At 47.0% G+C, this 17,286-nt stretch carries 14 protein-coding genes and 1 pseudogene; 6 read left to right on the top strand and 9 right to left on the bottom strand.

Annotated elements, in window-relative coordinates; translation table 11 throughout:
- Positions 1 to 230 precede the first annotated feature (230 nt).
- The 3 genes from WCO51_01450 (at position 231) to pepV (ending at position 5,412) form a co-directional block, all read left to right on the top strand.
- Complete coding sequence (locus WCO51_01450) at positions 231 to 1,673, top strand: phosphoglucomutase/phosphomannomutase family protein (GenBank protein ID MEI6511925.1); 1,443 nt, start codon at positions 231 to 233, stop codon at positions 1,671 to 1,673.
- A 132-nt stretch (positions 1,674 to 1,805) separates the two neighbouring features.
- Positions 1,806 to 3,947 (top strand): pyruvate formate lyase family protein, encoded by a 2,142-nt coding sequence (locus WCO51_01445; GenBank protein ID MEI6511924.1) that lies wholly within the window; start codon positions 1,806 to 1,808, stop codon positions 3,945 to 3,947.
- A gap of 82 nt (positions 3,948 to 4,029) precedes the next feature.
- Positions 4,030 to 5,412 (top strand): dipeptidase PepV, encoded by a 1,383-nt coding sequence (pepV, locus tag WCO51_01440; GenBank protein MEI6511923.1) that lies wholly within the window; start codon positions 4,030 to 4,032, stop codon positions 5,410 to 5,412.
- A 124-nt stretch (positions 5,413 to 5,536) separates the two neighbouring features.
- Here the strand turns inward: pepV and WCO51_01435 are convergent, their stop codons facing one another.
- Positions 5,537 to 6,844 (bottom strand): TrpB-like pyridoxal phosphate-dependent enzyme, encoded by a 1,308-nt coding sequence (locus WCO51_01435; protein MEI6511922.1) that lies wholly within the window; start codon positions 6,842 to 6,844, stop codon positions 5,537 to 5,539.
- A gap of 266 nt (positions 6,845 to 7,110) precedes the next feature.
- Between WCO51_01435 and WCO51_01430 the strand changes: the two genes are divergently transcribed.
- Positions 7,111 to 7,905 (top strand): hypothetical protein, encoded by a 795-nt coding sequence (locus WCO51_01430; GenBank protein ID MEI6511921.1) that lies wholly within the window; start codon positions 7,111 to 7,113, stop codon positions 7,903 to 7,905.
- 53 nt (positions 7,906 to 7,958) lie between these two features.
- On the opposite strand, the gene WCO51_01425 is transcribed toward WCO51_01430, so the two are convergent.
- Positions 7,959 to 8,978: a Gfo/Idh/MocA family oxidoreductase gene (locus WCO51_01425; protein ID MEI6511920.1), complete on the bottom strand. Its 1,020-nt coding sequence runs from the start codon at positions 8,976 to 8,978 to the stop codon at positions 7,959 to 7,961.
- Positions 8,979 to 9,625: 647 nt separating this feature from the next.
- Between WCO51_01425 and WCO51_01420 the strand changes: the two genes are divergently transcribed.
- The gene (locus WCO51_01420; GenBank protein ID MEI6511919.1) at positions 9,626 to 10,060 is read left to right on the top strand and encodes a DUF5658 family protein; all 435 of its coding nucleotides are present in this window, start codon (positions 9,626 to 9,628) and stop codon (positions 10,058 to 10,060) included.
- On the opposite strand, the gene WCO51_01415 is transcribed toward WCO51_01420, so the two are convergent.
- The 7 genes and pseudogenes from WCO51_01415 to WCO51_01385 form a co-directional block, all read right to left on the bottom strand.
- Positions 10,035 to 11,381, bottom strand: a complete 1,347-nt coding sequence (locus WCO51_01415; GenBank protein MEI6511918.1) for a hypothetical protein — start codon at positions 11,379 to 11,381, stop codon at positions 10,035 to 10,037. The genes WCO51_01420 and WCO51_01415 overlap by 26 nt on opposite strands.
- Before the next feature lie 9 nt (positions 11,382 to 11,390).
- The gene (locus tag WCO51_01410; GenBank protein ID MEI6511917.1) at positions 11,391 to 12,407 is read right to left on the bottom strand and encodes a beta-propeller fold lactonase family protein; all 1,017 of its coding nucleotides are present in this window, start codon (positions 12,405 to 12,407) and stop codon (positions 11,391 to 11,393) included.
- A 101-nt stretch (positions 12,408 to 12,508) separates the two neighbouring features.
- On the bottom strand, positions 12,509 to 13,687 hold the full coding sequence (gene ftsZ, locus WCO51_01405; GenBank protein ID MEI6511916.1) for a cell division protein FtsZ: 1,179 nt from the start codon (positions 13,685 to 13,687) through the stop codon (positions 12,509 to 12,511).
- Between the two features lie 92 nt (positions 13,688 to 13,779).
- Positions 13,780 to 15,012 (bottom strand): annotated as a pseudogene (gene ftsA, locus WCO51_01400) (cell division protein FtsA).
- Positions 15,013 to 15,052: 40 nt separating this feature from the next.
- Complete coding sequence (locus WCO51_01395) at positions 15,053 to 15,415, bottom strand: small basic family protein (protein MEI6511915.1); 363 nt, start codon at positions 15,413 to 15,415, stop codon at positions 15,053 to 15,055.
- Positions 15,412 to 16,167, bottom strand: coding sequence for a DUF881 domain-containing protein (locus WCO51_01390; GenBank protein MEI6511914.1), 756 nt, complete (start codon positions 16,165 to 16,167; stop codon positions 15,412 to 15,414). Before WCO51_01390 ends, WCO51_01395 begins: the two co-directional genes overlap by 4 nt.
- 33 nt (positions 16,168 to 16,200) lie before the next feature.
- Complete coding sequence (locus WCO51_01385) at positions 16,201 to 17,025, bottom strand: FtsQ-type POTRA domain-containing protein (GenBank protein ID MEI6511913.1); 825 nt, start codon at positions 17,023 to 17,025, stop codon at positions 16,201 to 16,203.
- A gap of 28 nt (positions 17,026 to 17,053) precedes the next feature.
- Between WCO51_01385 and WCO51_01380 the strand changes: the two genes are divergently transcribed.
- The coding region (locus WCO51_01380; protein ID MEI6511912.1) for a hypothetical protein at positions 17,054 to 17,286 on the top strand (233 nt) is incomplete at its 3' end.

Below are 17,286 nucleotides of genomic sequence, written 5' to 3'. Positions count from 1 at the left end.
GTAGTCGGAGTTCATGGTGACCTGCTTATTCAAAAACGAAATCCCCAATTTGCTCAAATCCAAAAACAATTGCTTATCGACGAAGGAGTAAAGTTCATTGAAAACAGAGTGGATATGACCGTCTGTCGTCACTTAAATGAGTTTATAGATTAGCTTGCCTTCCTGAGGGTAAAATAAATTTACTACACCCGTAATTTGACGGGGTTGTTTATTGGAAGTGGAGTAGTTAAATGGCATCAATCAAGTTTGGGACGGATGGCTGGCGAGCGGTAATGGCCAGGGAATTCACCTTTGACAACGTCGCATTAGTCGCTCAAGCGATAGCGGATTATATGATTGAGGCCGGTATAGCTTCTCGCGGGTTAATGGTCGGTTATGATGCTCGTTTTTTATCTGAAGACTTTGCTCAACTCGTGGCTGATGTAGCGACGGCTAGCGGCATTCGAACTTTAGTGCCTGACAGAGATACCCCAACCCCCGTCACCGCCTACACCGTTCGCGACCAGAATTTAGGAGGCGCGGTCATGATCAGCGCTTCTCATAATCCACCCATATATAACGGCATCAAGTTTATTCCCGAATACTGCCACCCCGCCCTTCCCGATGTGACGAACGCAATCGAAAAGCATATAGCACGCTTGCAGGATAACCCTCAGATGGTCAATCGAGAAGGCAATCCCGGACTACAAGTCTCATATGACCCCAAACCTGCCTATTTTAGCCACCTGAAGACGATTTTAGATATCGATATGATTAGCAAAGCGGGATTGCAGCTCTGGTATGACCCGCTTTATGCTTCCGGACGCGAATATCTCGATGAGTTCCTTCGAGATATCGGCGTTGATGTAAAGGTTATCAAAGGCGAGCGCAACCCGCTTTTCGGCGGAAGTCTGCCCGATCCGAATGCCTATAACCTGCGCGAACTTTCCGCCAAAGTGGTTGAAAGCGGAGCACAGCTTGGCCTTTCAACTGATGGAGATGCCGACCGCTTCGGTATCGTCGATCGCGACGGGGTCTATTTGAGCGCAAACGAGACCATCGTTTTAGCGCTATGGCATCTTCTCAAGACTCGTAAGCCAGAAGGCAAGGCAGTGGTTCGATCAGTAGTCACAACTCATCAAGTGGATGCGATAGCAAAAGCTTATGGTTATGAGGTTATTGAAACTCCTGTTGGGTTCAAATATGTCGGTCAAGCCGTTCTCCAAAACGACGCTATCTTAGGGGGCGAAGAAAGCGGCGGTCTGACTATCTTCGGCCACATCCCAGAAAAAGACGGCATCGTTGCCGACCTTGTCGTTGTTGAAGCTGTCGCCAAGACAGGTCTTTCCTGCCGCCAAATGCTAAACGAAATCGCCGAAATTTATGGAGCTTATTATACTAAGCGCATTGACCTGCAAGTTCAAGATGAGGCCAAGTCAATTCTTCTTGAGAAGCTAAAGAACGACCCACCCAAGTATCTGGGGCGTGAGATCGTATCAGAAGTCAAAACGGTCGATGGGGTCCAACTGATTCGCCCTGATGGCGCATGGACTTGCGTTCGTCCCTCAGGAACCGAACCCATCGTCCGATGCTATGCTGAAGCTCGATCGGAAACTGACTTACAAGAGATACTAAACGTCATCACCCAAATCATCCAAGAAGTAGACCCCACCGCTCACACCCAACAACATTAATGCTATCAAACGACCGACTGAATGATCTAATTTACTTAAACTGTTTATTATCGCGATAATTGCCATTATTTGAGGTACGTTTATCATATTATCGTGATAATATATAGTTGAGCTATGTAATTGGAGAAGTGGATGATTACGCTGGATAAACCTTTGGATGTCGATACGAACGAATGGGCGCTTAATGACGAAGAAGCGTTGGCGCTTGAAGCGCGAGGGGACTTTTTCACCGCAGCTTTTTTGCATAGTGAGAACATTTCGTGGACAAGACGGCATGCGAATGCACTGTCTAATTATCTCGAAAAGTGTCTGCTCCCTGAATTCGATGGCTCACCCCTTTATCCCTTTTGCACCGACATTTGGCTTCAAGGCGAACCAATCCTGAGCCAATCTTATATGGGAATTGGTATCCGTTCAGGTCTTGCCGGCGAGTGTATGGAGAAAGCCGCTAATCCGGCTGAGCGCAACGCTTATAGAAAGGCCAAACTGCTTTGCGACAGCTTCCCAGGCACCTGTGGTTGTACCCACAGCATTCTTCACTACGGACGTGCGCTTACTGAAGGGCTTGATTCCTATAAAAAGCGCATCGAGTCTCATCTAACAGAACCGGATAAGGCTGACTTTTACGAATCGCTTAATATATTGGTCGATGGGATTGAAGTTTATATCGCCCGATTGGCTGACTACCTCAAGGGGTTATCTTTTGACGATCCTGAAAAAGAGCTCAATAGGAAACGTTTGGAAGAAGTCTACCGAAACCGTCTGGTAATGCATCCTGCGAATAGCTTTTTTGAGGCGATGGTTGGAACCATTTTCCTTTACTGCCTTGACAACAACGACAATCTCGGCCGTTTTGACCAGTTTATGTGGCCGTTTTATACGAAAGATATCGATACGGGAATTACCACCCGCGATGAGGTGCTTGAGCTTGTCACTCAGCTTTGGATTCATGTAGATAAGACTAACAGCTATAATGTCGCACTAGCCGGAACCAAACCAAACGGAGAGGAAGCCAGTAACGACCTCACGATTATCTGTATGGAAGCGGCAAAAGGCAGGCGGCGTCCCAATCTAGCGCTTCGTTTAAGAAAAGATACTCCCGAACGAGTGTGGGATGCTGCAATCGACACGATTTCAACAGGAACAGGCTTACCCGCGCTTTATTGCGAAGAGAACTATAATCGCGCGATTGATCTAGCCCAATTAAACTTGCCGGAAGAGGATAAACACGAATTTGCATTTGGCGGCTGCACAGAATTCATGATTCACGGTCGCTCGAATGTCGGATCAGTTGAAAGCGATTACCAAGTGCTTAAACTCTTTTTGGAAACACTCCATAAGCACCTCGCTAACTGCAACACATTCGATGAATTCCTTGCCACGTTCGAAAGTGATATTCGCGAAAATGTGTATGAAGCTACAGAAATGTTGAACAGAAGCCAAGAAACCCGCTCGAAGTGGTTCCCTGCCCTTGTCCGCACCCTCCTAATCGACGATTGCATCGATAACGGTAAACTCTATTACAATGGCGGCGCAAGATACAACTGGTCAATTATAAATTTGATTGGCTTGAACAACATTATTGATTCGCTGATGGCTATCAAAAAAGGGGTTTTCGAAGAGCGATCGATTTCAGCAGAAACGTTAATCAATGCTCTAAAGGCTAACTTCTCCGGCTATGAAGATGTTCTCGCTAAGCTAAAACGTTATCCCAAACATGGCAATGATGATCCCGAAGTAAACGAGCTTGCAAAGCATGTTTCCAGCTTTCTATTCAAAGAGTGGAAGCGCTACGCGACTTGGCGTGGGGGCAAATATTTGTGCTCCATCCTGATGTTTGTTACCTATGCTTATTACGGTTCGATCGTTGATGCTAGCCCTGATGGTAGGTTAGATGGCGAACCTGTGGGTGATTCGACTGGTCCTGTTCAAGGACGGGACCGAAATGGTCCAACCGCGATGCTGCGTTCAACTGCATCTCTCGACCAAGTCCACGCCCCTGGCACACTGGTAGTTAATATCCGTGTCGCCAAAGAACTCGTCAATACACCCGCAGGAAGAACAAAGCTCAAAGCCCTAATAAGAAGTTATTTCGACCTCGGAGGTCTTCAACTTCAGGTCAATGTAATCGATCAAGCGGTGCTTCGCGATGCAATGGCGCATCCTGAAAAGTATGGCGACCTGATCATCCGTATCGGCGGTTATTCCGAATATTGGAACAACCTTGGGCCTGATTTACAAAAGACGGTCTTAGAAAGAACCGAACATCATTAGTCCTCTAATTTACATCCGTTAGCGCCAAGAAGCGTCTCACGGGGTAAACTTCCGATATTCTAAACAGAAACGGTAACAACTCATGCCAAAAGATCCAATTGTCGCCCAACTTCACCAGTGGATAGATGACCATCGCGATGAGATGATCAAAACTCTTCAAGAAGCCGTACGCATTCCAAGTGTCCAAAGTGAGCCGCAAAATAATGCGCCTTTCGGGCTTGAACTCAAGCATATGCTCGATTTCACCCTCGATCTAGGCGAAAAATGGGGCTTTCGCGTTAAAAATGTCGATGGCTATGCAGGGCATGCAGAGTTTGGCGAAGGGGAAGAAATGGTGATGTCGCTGGGTCACCTCGATGTCGTGCCAGTAGGAGTTGGTTGGAAGCATGAGCCTTTCGGGGGTGAGATCGAAGGCGATTATATTTATGCACGCGGGGTCGGGGATGATAAAGGACCTACCTATGCAGCTTTCTTTGCAGCAAGAGCGCTCAAAGAGCTAGGAGTACCGCTAAAGCGGCGTATACGAGTTGTTTTCGGGTGTAATGAGGAAAGCGGCTTTGGATGCGTTCATCATTACTTCAAAAAAGAACCTGCGCCCACCTATGGCTTCGCACCCGATGCCGGATGGCCCCTGGTCTATGCAGAAAAGGGCATTAGCAATTTAACGATTGAGAAGGAAGTCAACTTCACTCATACCCTTCGAATTATTACTGCCAAAGGGGGAGAACGGCCTAACATGGTTCCCGATTCCGCCTCCGCCACCCTAACTGGTAATTCACTGCAAGCCGCAATTTCCATTTTGGATGATTATTGGGATAAGAACGTCTCTTATAAATTAATAAATGGTGAACTTGTTATCTATACTGCAGGCAAATCCTGCCATGGAAGTCATCCTTGGGGCGGGGATAACGCTGTAACACGCTTGCTGCGTGTCCTTACCGAGCTTCCATTTGAGGACAAGAAGTGGATCAATTTCTTGTTGGAAGCCTCCGACCCTGCCGGAATGTACCTTGGTTATAATGGACAAGATAAGGTCTCGGGAACTCTATCGAATAACTTGGGCGTTTTCGAACTAGATAAAGATAAAGTCACCGCCACATTCAACATCCGCTATCCGGTAACTTGGAAAGGCAAGAAAGTCCAAAGAATGTGCGCTAAGGCGTTAGATAACGCTGGTTTTACTGTCGCGAACTTTACGGATAGCAAACCTCTGCACGCGCCATTGGATAGGGAGCCTGTCAAAACACTGCTTGAGGTTTATCGCGAAGAGACAGGGGATATGAAGGAGCCTGGAACGATGGGCGGCGGAACTTATGCCCGAGCAGTGCCGAATACCGTCTCAGTCGGAGCAGGTTTCGAGGGTGACGGCCCCCCCCACGAAAGCGATGAACGGTACGCCATCACATCTTACTTAAAATGCGCCAAAATCTATGCCCACATGCTCTACGCGCTTGCAACAAAATAGCAATTCTCATCGAATGTAGGGGCAGGGCTTGCCCTGCCCTCCTGAAGACTACCCAGTGGGCCGTTCGCAGACAAAAATAAAAGGGGTAGGAGCGAAGCTCCTACCCCTTTTATAGACAGATACCTTATACGTCTTGCAAAGAACCCGACTGGAATGTATCGTGAGCAGTCAGATCAAGGAGGCCGTGACCGGAAAGGTTGAAGAGGATGACCCGCTTCTCTCCCGCTTTAGTTGCCTCATTGGCTTCATGCACGACATGCTCAATAGCATGGGAAGATTCGGGCGCAGGGACGATACCTTCTGTGCTCGCGAACAAAGCTGCCGCTTCAAAAACCCTTGTCTGAGGGATCGCCACAGCTTCGATCAATCCTAATTTATAGAGATGGCTCACTAAAGGCGACATTCCATGATAGCGCAATCCGCCTGCATGAATTTTAGGCGGCATGAAATCATGGCCCAGCGTATACATCATCATAAGCGGCGTCATGCCGGCAGTATCGCCTGAGTCATAGCGGAATTCACCCTTTGTGAGCGTTGGACATGCCGATGGCTCTGCGGCAACGACACGATACTTCTTACCTTCCAGTAAATTCTTTTTAATGAAAGGGAAAGCTATACCGGCAAAGTTGCTTCCGCCACCAACGCATGCGATGACAACATCAGGTTCTTCCCCTGCCATTTCCATCTGCTTAATGGCTTCCTGCCCAATGACCGTTTGATGCATGCACACATGGTTCAACACGCTGCCGAGCGAATACTTGGTATCCTTCGAGTGAAGGGTATCTTCGATCGCTTCGCTAATGGCAATCCCTAAACTGCCAGGGCAAGTAGGGTCTTCACTTAACACCTTGCGACCATATTCAGTCTGATCGCTCGGGCTTGCGAAAACTTCAGCGCCCCAAGTCTGCATAAGCAACTTACGGTAGGGCTTCGCCTCACAGCTTACCTTAACCATATAAACGGTACAGTCTAACCCAAATAAACGACAAGCTAGCGCAAGCGATGAACCCCACTGCCCTGCGCCGGTTTCGGTCGCCAATCGTTGAATACCTGCTTGCTTATTGTAATAGGCTTGAGGGATAGCGGTATTGGGTTTATGACTTCCTGCAGGGCTTTCGCCTTCATACTTGAAGTAGATATGAGCGGGCGTCTGAAGCGCCTTCTCGAACCTTACTGCACGCAACAGAGTCGTCGGCCGCCACAACGCATAAATATCCCGAACCTCTTCGGGAATCTCCACATACTGGTCAGGACACATCTCCTGCATGACAAGATTTTCAGGAAAGATAGCGGTCATATCCTCTAAAGTAACCGGCTGTTTTGTCCCCGGATGTAGCGGGGGCGCCATCGGCTCAGGAAGATCAGCATTAATGTTGTACCAGTGCGTTGGAATATCCGCCTGGCCTAAAGTAAAACGTGTTTGTATTCCCATTGACAAAGTTCCTTTCTGTGATGCATTAAAAACTATTATACAATAATCGGCCTACAACGCAATCTCCTCACCCTGTTTTAATGACAAAAGTGCACAATCAACTAGACCTGGAATATGCTTATGGAATGGGCCATAAGCACCCTTCTTGTTATTTTCTTTATCGAACCACTAACATTTTCCTCCCTTATCTCGTCTATACAAATAGAAAACAAGTACTGGGTCAGCGGCCGCTTGGTGCGGCGCTCAGCAGAGAAAGTAGGATGAAAATGAAAACCGTATTACTTCACAATGTTAGGAATCGAGCCATACTCTTAGTAGTAGTGGCGGCCGTGCTCAGCTCGATCGGCATGGCAGCTAAAGATAATAATCACGATCGAAATGATCGCTACAACCAAAATGACAGCAAAATTGTTATTCGAGATGGAACGGTCATTCCTGTTTCACTCGACCAGGACCTCAACTCTCGCAACAACCGAAAGGGAGACCGATTTACTGTTACCATTTATAATGACAGTAACTATTTAAATCAACTCCCAAGAGGAACGCAGATTGAAGGGGTTATCGTTGATCGGCAAAAAGCAAATAAAAACCACCCGGGTATGCTTAAGCTTCGCTTCGAACGGATTGTGTTGCCTGACGGGCAGTCAGAAAATATCGATGCCACATTAGTTAACTTGAAAAATAAAACCACCAACTCCGGACGTATCATTGCTGACAGAAATAAGAAAGATGTCACTGGTGCTGTAGCATTTGGAGCAGTTAGTGGATTAATTATCGGTTCGGCTAATCATAAACCTGTTCAGGGACTAATCCTCGGAGCGATTGCCGGCGCATTACTCGGTGGCGCAACCCAGGGTAATACCCACGATTATCGCGATATTGTACTGAAAGATGGGACAAAGTTCGGTGTTCGTATCGACCAAAGACTCGTTTTCAATAATTACCGTGACAATTCCCGATATGACCAAAATCGCGATAGAAACGATGATACTAATTACGATAGACGCGATCGCAACCAAAGCAGAGATAATAACGAGAACTACGATAACAATAATGATTAACTATATCAAAAAGCCCTGGCCTCAAATGAGGCCAGGGCTTTATTTTTTTAATTCTAGTCGGTTTTGACTAGAATTTCTTTTCGCTCCTGCCACGATCGGATAATCGCATCGACGACACGCACTGCCTGCAAACCGTCTATGCCATTTGGATAGGGTTCACGGCCGGCAAGAACATCCTCGACGAAAGCATCCATTCTTGGTTTAAAGGTTCCGCCAAAGTCGTTTTGTTCTTGACTAAAGATGTTTGGACGCCACTCTTCGACGATTTGATTGTCAGCCCGCATTAAGGTTGATTTCGTCAAAATGTTGTCAACCACGAGAGCGCCTTTATTGCCGCGAGCTTCGAGTCGTTCGATGGGGTGCGTATAGTCACTGTCGTAGCTTGCCAAATAAGAAGCAACCGCATCATTGGCAAACCGAACGGAGATGGCCATGCTCGTCCACAAAGGCGGCTCACCTGGTCTGGCTTCGCTCAGTCGCGGACGGCCCATTTGGGATGAAACCGCTACGATTTCACCGCCAAACCATCGCAGAAGGTCGATAGCGTGCGTTTCCAATTCCCAAAGAAGATAGAACTCGCCCTTCATATGCGAAGGAGGTCCTCCCTGGGCTAGCTTTAGGGTGATATAAGCTAGGTTGCCGATTTCACCATCTTCAAGCCACTTTTGACCCTGTTTGTAGGCATGTGAAAATCGTCGATTATAGTCAATAGCCAGCTTCACGCCTTTTTCCTTGGCCTTGGCAACCATCAGTTCGGCTTCTTTGACATCCATCGCCAAAGGCTTTTCGCCAATAACGTGTTTGCCGGCATCAAGGCATTCCATAGTCGGCTCAAAGTGGAGGTTATCAGCCGTGACCACTGTAACTGCATCAAAGTCTTCGTTCGCCAACATTTCTTTGATTGAGCCATACCAGTGAGGAATTCCTAATGATTCCGCTCGAGCTTTTGCCCTGTCAACTGCGATATCGCAGATAGCGACCAGCTCAACTTTGGGGTTGTTCATCAAAGCGCTTTGATGCGCATGTCCAATACCCCCTGCGCCGACTGCCGCCATTCTAAGTATATTCGCCATACTTGTCAATCTCCTTATAATGTTATAATTTCCGTATAATTCCCGCCAAAAAACGCAACAAAAAAGGCCCTTGCGAGAGGGATCGCTGCGTCAACTTTTTCGGACCAGTCTCTGCGATCGTCGCTTTTCTTGCATTCACTTCCCTGTCAAAACCAACGTTGCCGCCGGTTCTAAGCAGTTCTGTTCCTGCAAGCGCATGACGTCGAGAGAACTTTTCCTACCGAAGGGTTCCCTTGCCTTTCAACAAGTTACCTCCAAATCATACCTTGCGTGAACACACTCTAGATACCAATTTTTTAGGTTGGTTTTCTATCAAACACTCTTGATCGGTTGATCTGGAATAATTTCCCTTCGCAGAGCTGACCGCGTTTCCCTCTGCTTGGACCTTTCCCCTCTGCGGTTTCCCACAGTGGTTATTGTATAATACGACTCATTTGTCGATTTGTCAAGGGGTTTTCGAAAAATATTTAATATTTCTTTTTTGCTTCAGTTATCTCACTAAATCACTCCCCATTCACTCAGTTATGCAAAGTCTCAAATATAACCTAATTAATTAGGTTAATCGAAGCTGATAATTATGCTTACGTCTCAAGGCTTATATTTATGGAAAAACCCAGTACTGGTAAATTCGTCGAGGAGCGCGACTGATGCTAACGATTGTACAAAGAATAAGTAGGGAAACATGGATACTTGCTATAATCTGTCTAGTTGATCTAATACTGACCTGCGTTCTGGTCCAAGGGGAGAAAGCTCAAGAAGGAAACCCACTGTTCAACTATTTCCTACAATGCGGAATAACCATTTTTATTGGAATGAAGCTGATATTTATTACATTGCCACTACTTATCCTTGAGTGGGCGCGAAGTTACAAACCTATTTTCGTTCGGCGCACAGCCCGACTTTGCATCGTTGCTTATTTAGGCATGTATGGCCTGCTATTCTTGCATGTTAACGTTCCGTTGTTGATGAATCAACCCGCGTATGGTGAAACCTATTACACACCGGCCAAACCTTCATATGTCCAGCCGGCGCATAATTTACAGGAGAAATCTCAGATTATTGGGCAGGAGAAGTTGGCATAATCTCTACCCATGTCGAGCGAGTGATCGTCCGTTTACCTAAGCTAATCTGCAATTTCAACTCAGTGATACCCGCTGTTCCGGCGGGCACTTCTATTTCAAATTCGTTCACTTTTCGCATCCGAGTACGAGGGAAGTCAAACTCTGCATTCTCACCCTTCAAGATAGTAAAGCCTGGCTGCACATAAAGCATCATGTTGCCTTTCATGTCCTTTTGTGTATGAGCATCCAGCCAAATTTCTCCCTTAAAGCGATTTTTCTTGTCGAGTTTGATTTTTAGCTTATTCAGATGGAACTGCACAATAACCGGTTCATCAACAGTGAAAGAGCTTTGGCCGAAGAACTTTGAGCCATCTGAATTCTCGGAAACGATATCGATGACATAGGTGCCTAGCGGCATCGTACTCGGCAAGGTTGACTTGTACTCAACTTTTGATTTTTTCAACGGATCGATCGGTGAGCAGCGATGCTCAAGTCGGTCGAACGTCATTTCAGACGGTCCATTCCCCAAGAATGTCATATTCTTGAGGAGAAACGGCTCTGTTCCTTCGTTTTTGAACTCAGTGGTAATCTTGATGGTATCATTAGGAGCAACCAGTCGGTCATCCCAACTCATCTTGCTCTTAAGCCCCTTAGGAGCTGCCATCTTGTCAAAGACTAAACGTACTGTGCTCATAAGCCGCGGCTCATAAGCTGGACGGTCTGCGGACGCCGGATCGAGAGTATCGACCCTTAAACCGAATTCTTTATTCTCTTCCCAAACAAAACCATCATCCTTGTCAGAGGGGATCGCCATTTCAACAAATTGCGCGTCCCCATCCATGCCAGCAGAAGCTGTTAAACGAGCTTTGAAAAGAGCTGAATCAAGCCATACTGGCATCTGGCCTTTGTTGTCCAGAAAACGAACCTTAAGCTGGGCAACATCTTCTCCTGGAAGCATAATTTCGACATTGCCTGCTGCTTTTAGCCATCCCTTACCTGAACCATCGAGTGAGATGATTAGGCTGCGGCCTTTGGGATACTTCGCCGCTACATAAAGCATATCGTCAGCCCATTGAACGAAAGCAGTTACATCTCCTTCGGTCCAGAGGGGGAACCATTCGCCAGTATCGAGTTTGCCGTCGATTACGGCCGATTTGGCGATACGATTCATTTCAATTGCTTTTGTTGGTCCAACACTCATCGGCGCTACAGGTGGCGCTGTCGGTGTCACTGCTGGAAGCACCGTTGGTTCTGTTGTCGTTGGCGCTGTAGGCGCCTCTGTTTGTGCGAAACATAATCCGAATACGCATGCTGCCATGCACACGAGAATGAAGCGAGCCATCCTTGCCTCCTATTTCACGATTCGAACACGTCCCACCGCTAATGCGCGTGGGTTTTGTCCAACCGTCAATTTGTTTATTGGCGCATGAAGCGCCGTTTCGATAATACTAACCGACCCATCTCCCGAATTGGTCACATAGGCCATTTTGCCATTAGGGGTTACACCCACAGCCCAAGGCATACTACCTGTTGGCGCAAATCCTAGAATATAATTGTCTCTGCTTGTATCTAAATCATAAACTAGCTGTGAAAGCTGACTGATCCAGAGCAATGACGGGCCAGACGAATACCCCGATACTCCCGCAGCAAATGCGCCGTCGAGCGCAAAAGGCCGTCCGGCTTCGCCTGGCCTTGTAAAGTCAGGGCGTACCCATCCGCGAGTTATCTTTCGCGCCACGGGATCGACTAGAGTATAGCCATTAAGCCATCGAATTGTAATAACAAGATTACCATCTCCTAAGGTTGTCAAAGAAGTCGGTGTCCCAAAAACCCCTATGACCGCAGCTTGCTCTTTTTTCACGGTATCAACTATCACTAGCGCATTATCACCTTCGCAGCAAGCATAAATCTCTTTACCGTCTACTGAAACTGCCAGTTGACTAGGTCCGCGACCAATCGCAATTTTACCAACCGAAGTCTTTGTGCGGGCATCGATAATCTCTAATGCGTTCTGATCAGCAATTGCAACATAAACAAAATTACTATCCGATGATACGACAATTCCACGCGGTGAGCCAATCAGATTGATGGTGGCGACTAATTGATTGTTGACCGGATCGATTACACTCAGCGATTTTGCGCCCTCATTGGCAACATATACTGCAAGGCAATCAGGTGAGATTGCAATAGCAGAGGGTTTACTGCCGGTGGTAACCGTTGCAATAACTTGACGTGATTCGTCATCAATTACGCTTACGGTATCAGTGCCGTAATTGGCAATGTAGGCGCGAACGGAGTAGGCCTGAGCGTAGAGATAACATGGGGCTAAAACCACTGCGAGGATTACTAATATAAGCGAACGTTTCATTTGTGACATCCTTTCACCTTCCGCTTAATAAGCTGGAAAACGACGTCAAGGTCGTTACCAACTTTTATTTATTTGATGCTGACTAAAACTACTATCAGCTTTTACTGTTTTCTATTTCTTAAGAATGCCGGCACGTCAAGATCACGATCAGAGAAGATCGGGTTGACGTCGTCCTGAGGATTCTTACGAGGATTTTCACCTTCGCGCTTTTCTCCTTCAGCTCCGACAACCGGAACGGGGACGGTCTTAGGCGCCCGGCCAGTTGGGAATGAAGGCTGCGGGACAGTTTGACGCGCTTCATCTGCACGTCGATTTGGGAACACATCAGGTCTAAACCCTGCGGCAAGAACCGTAATGCGAACTTCCGAATCGGCATCCTCAGGTTGAACCAAACCCATGATGATATTGGCTTCATTCTCATCCGTAAGCCCTTGGATATAGTGCATCGCCTCATTCGCTTCGAGGAGTGTGAAGTCGGGACCGGCGGTGATGTTAATCAACACACGAGTCGCGCCTTCGATTGAAGTTTCAAGCAATGCGCTGGAGACGGCATTTTCGGCTGCTTGTCGAGCTCTTTGCTCGCCTTCGCCAGTACCAATACCCATCAACGCAGTGCCCGCGCCGGCCATGATCGTTCGAACGTCAGCAAAGTCAACGTTGATCTCACCGGGGATCATGATGATATCGGAAATTCCCTGAACGGCTTGACGCAACACATCGTCTGCAACACGGAAAGCATCTACTAAGGTTGTGCGCTTTTCGACTACGGAAAGTAATCGATCGTTCGGAATAGTAATAATTGTATCAACACGTTCTTTGAGGCTAGCGGTACCTTCTTCAGCAAGCCTGGATCGTCTTGGCCCTTCGAAGCTGAAAGGCTTAGTGACAACCGCAACGGTCAAAGCGCCACATTCCTTGGCAATTTCAGCGATGACCGGAGCTGCGCCAGTCCCAGTACCACCGCCCATACCTGCAGTGATAAAAACCATATCTGAATTCTCAACTGTCTTGCGGATTTCAGCTTTACTTTCTTCCGCAGCGCTTCGGCCGACGTCAGGATTACCACCAGCCCCCAAGCCGCGTGTAAGGTTCTCACCTAACTGAATCTTCTTCTGCGCATGGGACAATGACAATACTTGTTGGTCGGTATTCATCACGATAAACTCAACGCCTTGGATGCCTGCTTCGATCATCCTATTAACCGCGTTCGAGCCGCCACCGCCAACACCAATCACTTTGATCTGAGCTCTCTTTGGATCGAACTGTTCGTTTCCCAACATTGTGTCCCCTCCTGCTAGTTTTCATTATAGTATATTTACGATTCAAGTAAGACACTTCTATTAATTGTCTTACAAATTAAGGGCAATGCCCTCTACTTTTTACGTAGGCCTGACAGCAACTGCATTACTCTCTTACCCAATCGCGGAAGGAATGCATCGAACGATGTCTTTCGCCGATCACCGCCTTCACGCGCCCCATAACAAACAAGTCCAACCGCTGTTGCATAAGCAGGGTTGGCAACTGTATCGCTCAAGCCACCGGCATTACGCGGAACCCCTATCCGAACAGGCATCGCGCCGATTATCTCCTGAGCGAGTTCCACTGTCCCGCGCAGTCGGCTACCACCACCGGTCAAAACCAGTCCAGCCGGCAGTAGCCCATAACTTCCTGACTTCTGAAGATGCTGCCGCACCATTTTCAGCAGCTCCTCCATGCGTGGTTCGATAATTTCTGCCAACACCCTTCGAGGCAAATTGCGAGGCGTTGCAGACCCAATTTGATTAACACTAACCATTTCGTTCTCATCGATCAGCTTCAACCACGCAGATCCATATTAAATTTTCAACCGCTCCGCCTCTTCAAGCGTTGTTCTCAAACCTTTATTAATATCCGAGGTTACATATTGCCCGCCAATAGGGACAATTCCGGAATAACTGATGGCTCCTTCAGTAAAGATGACCACATCGGTTGTACCGCCACCGATATCCGCCAATGCTACCCCGATCTCTTTGTCGTCACTGGACAAAACAGCTTTGCTTGCAGCCAAAGGCTCTAATACAGTTTCTTCAACTACCAAGCCGGCGCGCTGTACACAGCGTTCGATATTTTGCAAAAAAGTGATAGCGCCGGTAACGATATGTGTTTCTACTTCAAGACGAGAGCCTGACATTCCTGCTGGATGTTTAATACCATTCTGCCCATCTATGATAAATCCTCTAGGAATTGCATGAATTATTTCTCGGTCAGGAGGCAGAACAATCACTCGGGAATTCTCGACAACCCGTTCGACATCCTCGAGAGTGATTTCCCGTGACGCCGTCGGTGTAATGGCAGTTATACCCTTACTGTTGAGAGAAGCGATATGCTCCCCAGTCACTCCCACAAAAACTGATTCAATTGTATGACCAGTCATCTGCTGGGCTTTGCTTACTGCTTCTTCAATCGCCGCTACAGTGTCTTCCATATTAACGACAACGCCGCGGCGCAGCCCTTTACAGGGAGCAACACCGACACCAATGATATTAACACGCCCATCAAGCGTCGCTTCGGCTATGATGGCACATACTTTTGTCGTGCCTATGTCAAGTCCAGCGACTAACTCCATTCACTATCGCCTCTTATTATATTTAAATAAGCCATTCTCATTATCGCTTTTGCTGCCGCCCAAGGGTCACTTGGTTAAGATAAAATCGTCTAATCAGTGACAGGTTTAAAAAGATACGACTTCCTAACACCACTACCGCTGCCAAATATAAATCGACACCAATACCATCCCCAAGCCAGGCTAAAAAGGCTGCCAGCAAAGTGTTAGCAAAGAAACCCGACAAGAAGACATCTCGATGAAACTTGCCTTCCATCCCAGATCGAATGCCGCCTAAAACCGTGTCGATACCTGCAATCGCTGCTAAGGATAGATACGGAGCCCATCCAAATCCCAACGTTAAAAACGAGGTGTAAAAAGTTATTAAAAATCCGGCTACCAACGCCGCTATCGGCACGAAAATCATCGTGGCGTTACGTCCTTTTCTTTTTTTGCGAACTTCGTCTGTGTAAAGCCTTCATACCCCTTGAGATGAAGCTCAACCTTGTTTGTTAACCTTACCATTTCTGTGTCGGTTTCAAGAATCCTTCCAAGAACTCCACCGCTCATCTCCATTGCGGAACGCAACGTCGTTGGATCTCCAATTGCTTCAATGATTACCGGCGAACCAATGGGCGAGTTATTCACATGGATTACCGGCCCAACACATCTGATTGAATAACCGCCTATTAAACGATGCCCATTCACAGAAATAGCTTCAGCTCCAGATGCAAATAGCTCATTCACAATCCGCAGAACATCAAAATCATGAATGAGATAATTTTGAGCAAGAAAAGCATCATTTTGTTTTTGTTTACTATCTGAAAGAATAACTTCAATTCCCTGTCCATAGACTGGGGTCAAACCAGACTTGACTTGTAGTTCATCAAGTGTATCTTTTAAAACTTTCGACTGCTTGCTACTGCCAGTCATTACATCTTGGAGTTCAAATTGCTTTTCACGCAGATTACCAATCTCTTCGTTCAGCTTTTTAATTGTATCTTGTTGTATCTTAATCTGAACTGCGACTTCGAGAGGCCGCCCTCCAGGCACACCTTCGGCTGCAAGCTTTTGGCGTGACCGCAAAGCGCCCCCAAGCAGCAAACCTGTTACGGCCATCATAAATGTAACAGGCCATACCCAGGAGTTATTGCGGATCGTGGTCATAAACTGATTCACAAGTACCTCTTAACGACTGCCTATGGTTCTTCTTTAAGGCAATGACTTTGGAGCGCTCGATTTGGGTTTCCACACTGGCGCTTTGGGCTCACTTAAATCAATATACTCCGCATCATTACACAAGGAGGGGGACCGCCGCAGCATTTCCTTCAGATTGGCGATCTTCGTTGACAATTGGTCACGATCTCCAAGCCGCACCAACGCGCCGCTACCAATATTTAAGCATATATTTCCTTCAAGGTCAACTACAACATGAACCTGTGAAGCAAACTTTTCGTTCTCAATAATAGTAATTGCCTCACACCCAACCCGAATATTAGCATCAACTAATGGCCGTCCCAACTGAACCTGAAGCGGGGAGAGAACCTGAAGAATAAATGAAACTTTGCATCCGGGCAATAAATTCTCAAGATCAGCAGGTAGCTTTTGCACCACTGGTAGATTTGTGACGGGAGTTATCGGTAATACCTGAGGGGTTGGTGTTATCTTAGGAGCAGCTGTTAGAATTGAGTTGCATTGAATTTGCTCAAACGGAACTAATTGGCGATCGACTAAATAGGCGGATGTGCCATCGGTTACAGCTATAAATGGTTGTCGATAAGCCATAGTCACTCGAAGCGTTAATGGCAAGCCAAACCGCACATAGGCGCGTTCAACATGAGGATCAGATTGAATATGCTTTTGAATAGATTTACGGTCTAATTTTAGAAGTGGAATATAAGGCGTGTACTTTAGAACCTGAGATACTCGTTTTACATCCTGCTGACGCACATTTTCAACCACAACAAGACGCGGCTTAAGTAAAGGCGAGGTAATAACCACCGCCACTACCTCAACCCCTAAAATTAAATAAGCCAATAAGACCCATCGCCTCTGGATCCTCTTCGTGCGCAAGTCAATCTTCTTAGCCACAGATCACCCTAAACGTATTGCAGATTCCGAATTACCTAACCCCAAGCCCCTTCCCGATACGGGAAGGGGTGATCAAAATCAAAAAATCGATGCTTCGGTAGCAGAGCGAAGCGCCGCTGCCGAAGTCCATTACTTCCGTGTCATTGCGAGGATGTTTGTGCCGAAGAAACCTCCTCTAAAAAACTACCAGACAGCTTCCACGCCTTC

The sequence above is a fragment of the bacterium genome (assembly GCA_037131655.1).
In the GTDB taxonomy this organism is placed as follows: domain Bacteria; phylum Armatimonadota; class Fimbriimonadia; order Fimbriimonadales; family JBAXQP01; genus JBAXQP01.
Note: the sequence above shows the minus strand (reverse complement) of the source record. Positions and strands in the feature narration are given on the sequence as shown.

Bases quoted from the DNA above. Each gene is read 5' to 3' on its own strand.
- WCO51_01445 (MEI6511924.1), top strand. From the start codon at position 1,806: ATGATTACGCTGGATAAACCTTTGGATGTCGATACGAACGAATGGGCG.
- WCO51_01450 (MEI6511925.1), top strand. From the start codon at position 231: ATGGCATCAATCAAGTTTGGGACGGATGGCTGGCGAGCGGTAATGGCC.
- WCO51_01425 (MEI6511920.1), bottom strand. From the start codon at position 8,978: ATGGCGAATATACTTAGAATGGCGGCAGTCGGCGCAGGGGGTATTGGA.
- WCO51_01435 (MEI6511922.1), bottom strand. From the start codon at position 6,844: ATGGGAATACAAACACGTTTTACTTTAGGCCAGGCGGATATTCCAACG.
- WCO51_01410 (MEI6511917.1), bottom strand. From the start codon at position 12,407: ATGAAACGTTCGCTTATATTAGTAATCCTCGCAGTGGTTTTAGCCCCA.
- ftsZ (MEI6511916.1), bottom strand. From the start codon at position 13,687: ATGTTGGGAAACGAACAGTTCGATCCAAAGAGAGCTCAGATCAAAGTG.
- WCO51_01395 (MEI6511915.1), bottom strand. From the start codon at position 15,415: ATGATTTTCGTGCCGATAGCGGCGTTGGTAGCCGGATTTTTAATAACT.
- pepV (MEI6511923.1), top strand. From the start codon at position 4,030: ATGCCAAAAGATCCAATTGTCGCCCAACTTCACCAGTGGATAGATGAC.
- WCO51_01420 (MEI6511919.1), top strand. From the start codon at position 9,626: ATGCTAACGATTGTACAAAGAATAAGTAGGGAAACATGGATACTTGCT.
- WCO51_01415 (MEI6511918.1), bottom strand. From the start codon at position 11,381: ATGGCTCGCTTCATTCTCGTGTGCATGGCAGCATGCGTATTCGGATTA.
- WCO51_01430 (MEI6511921.1), top strand. From the start codon at position 7,111: ATGAAAACCGTATTACTTCACAATGTTAGGAATCGAGCCATACTCTTA.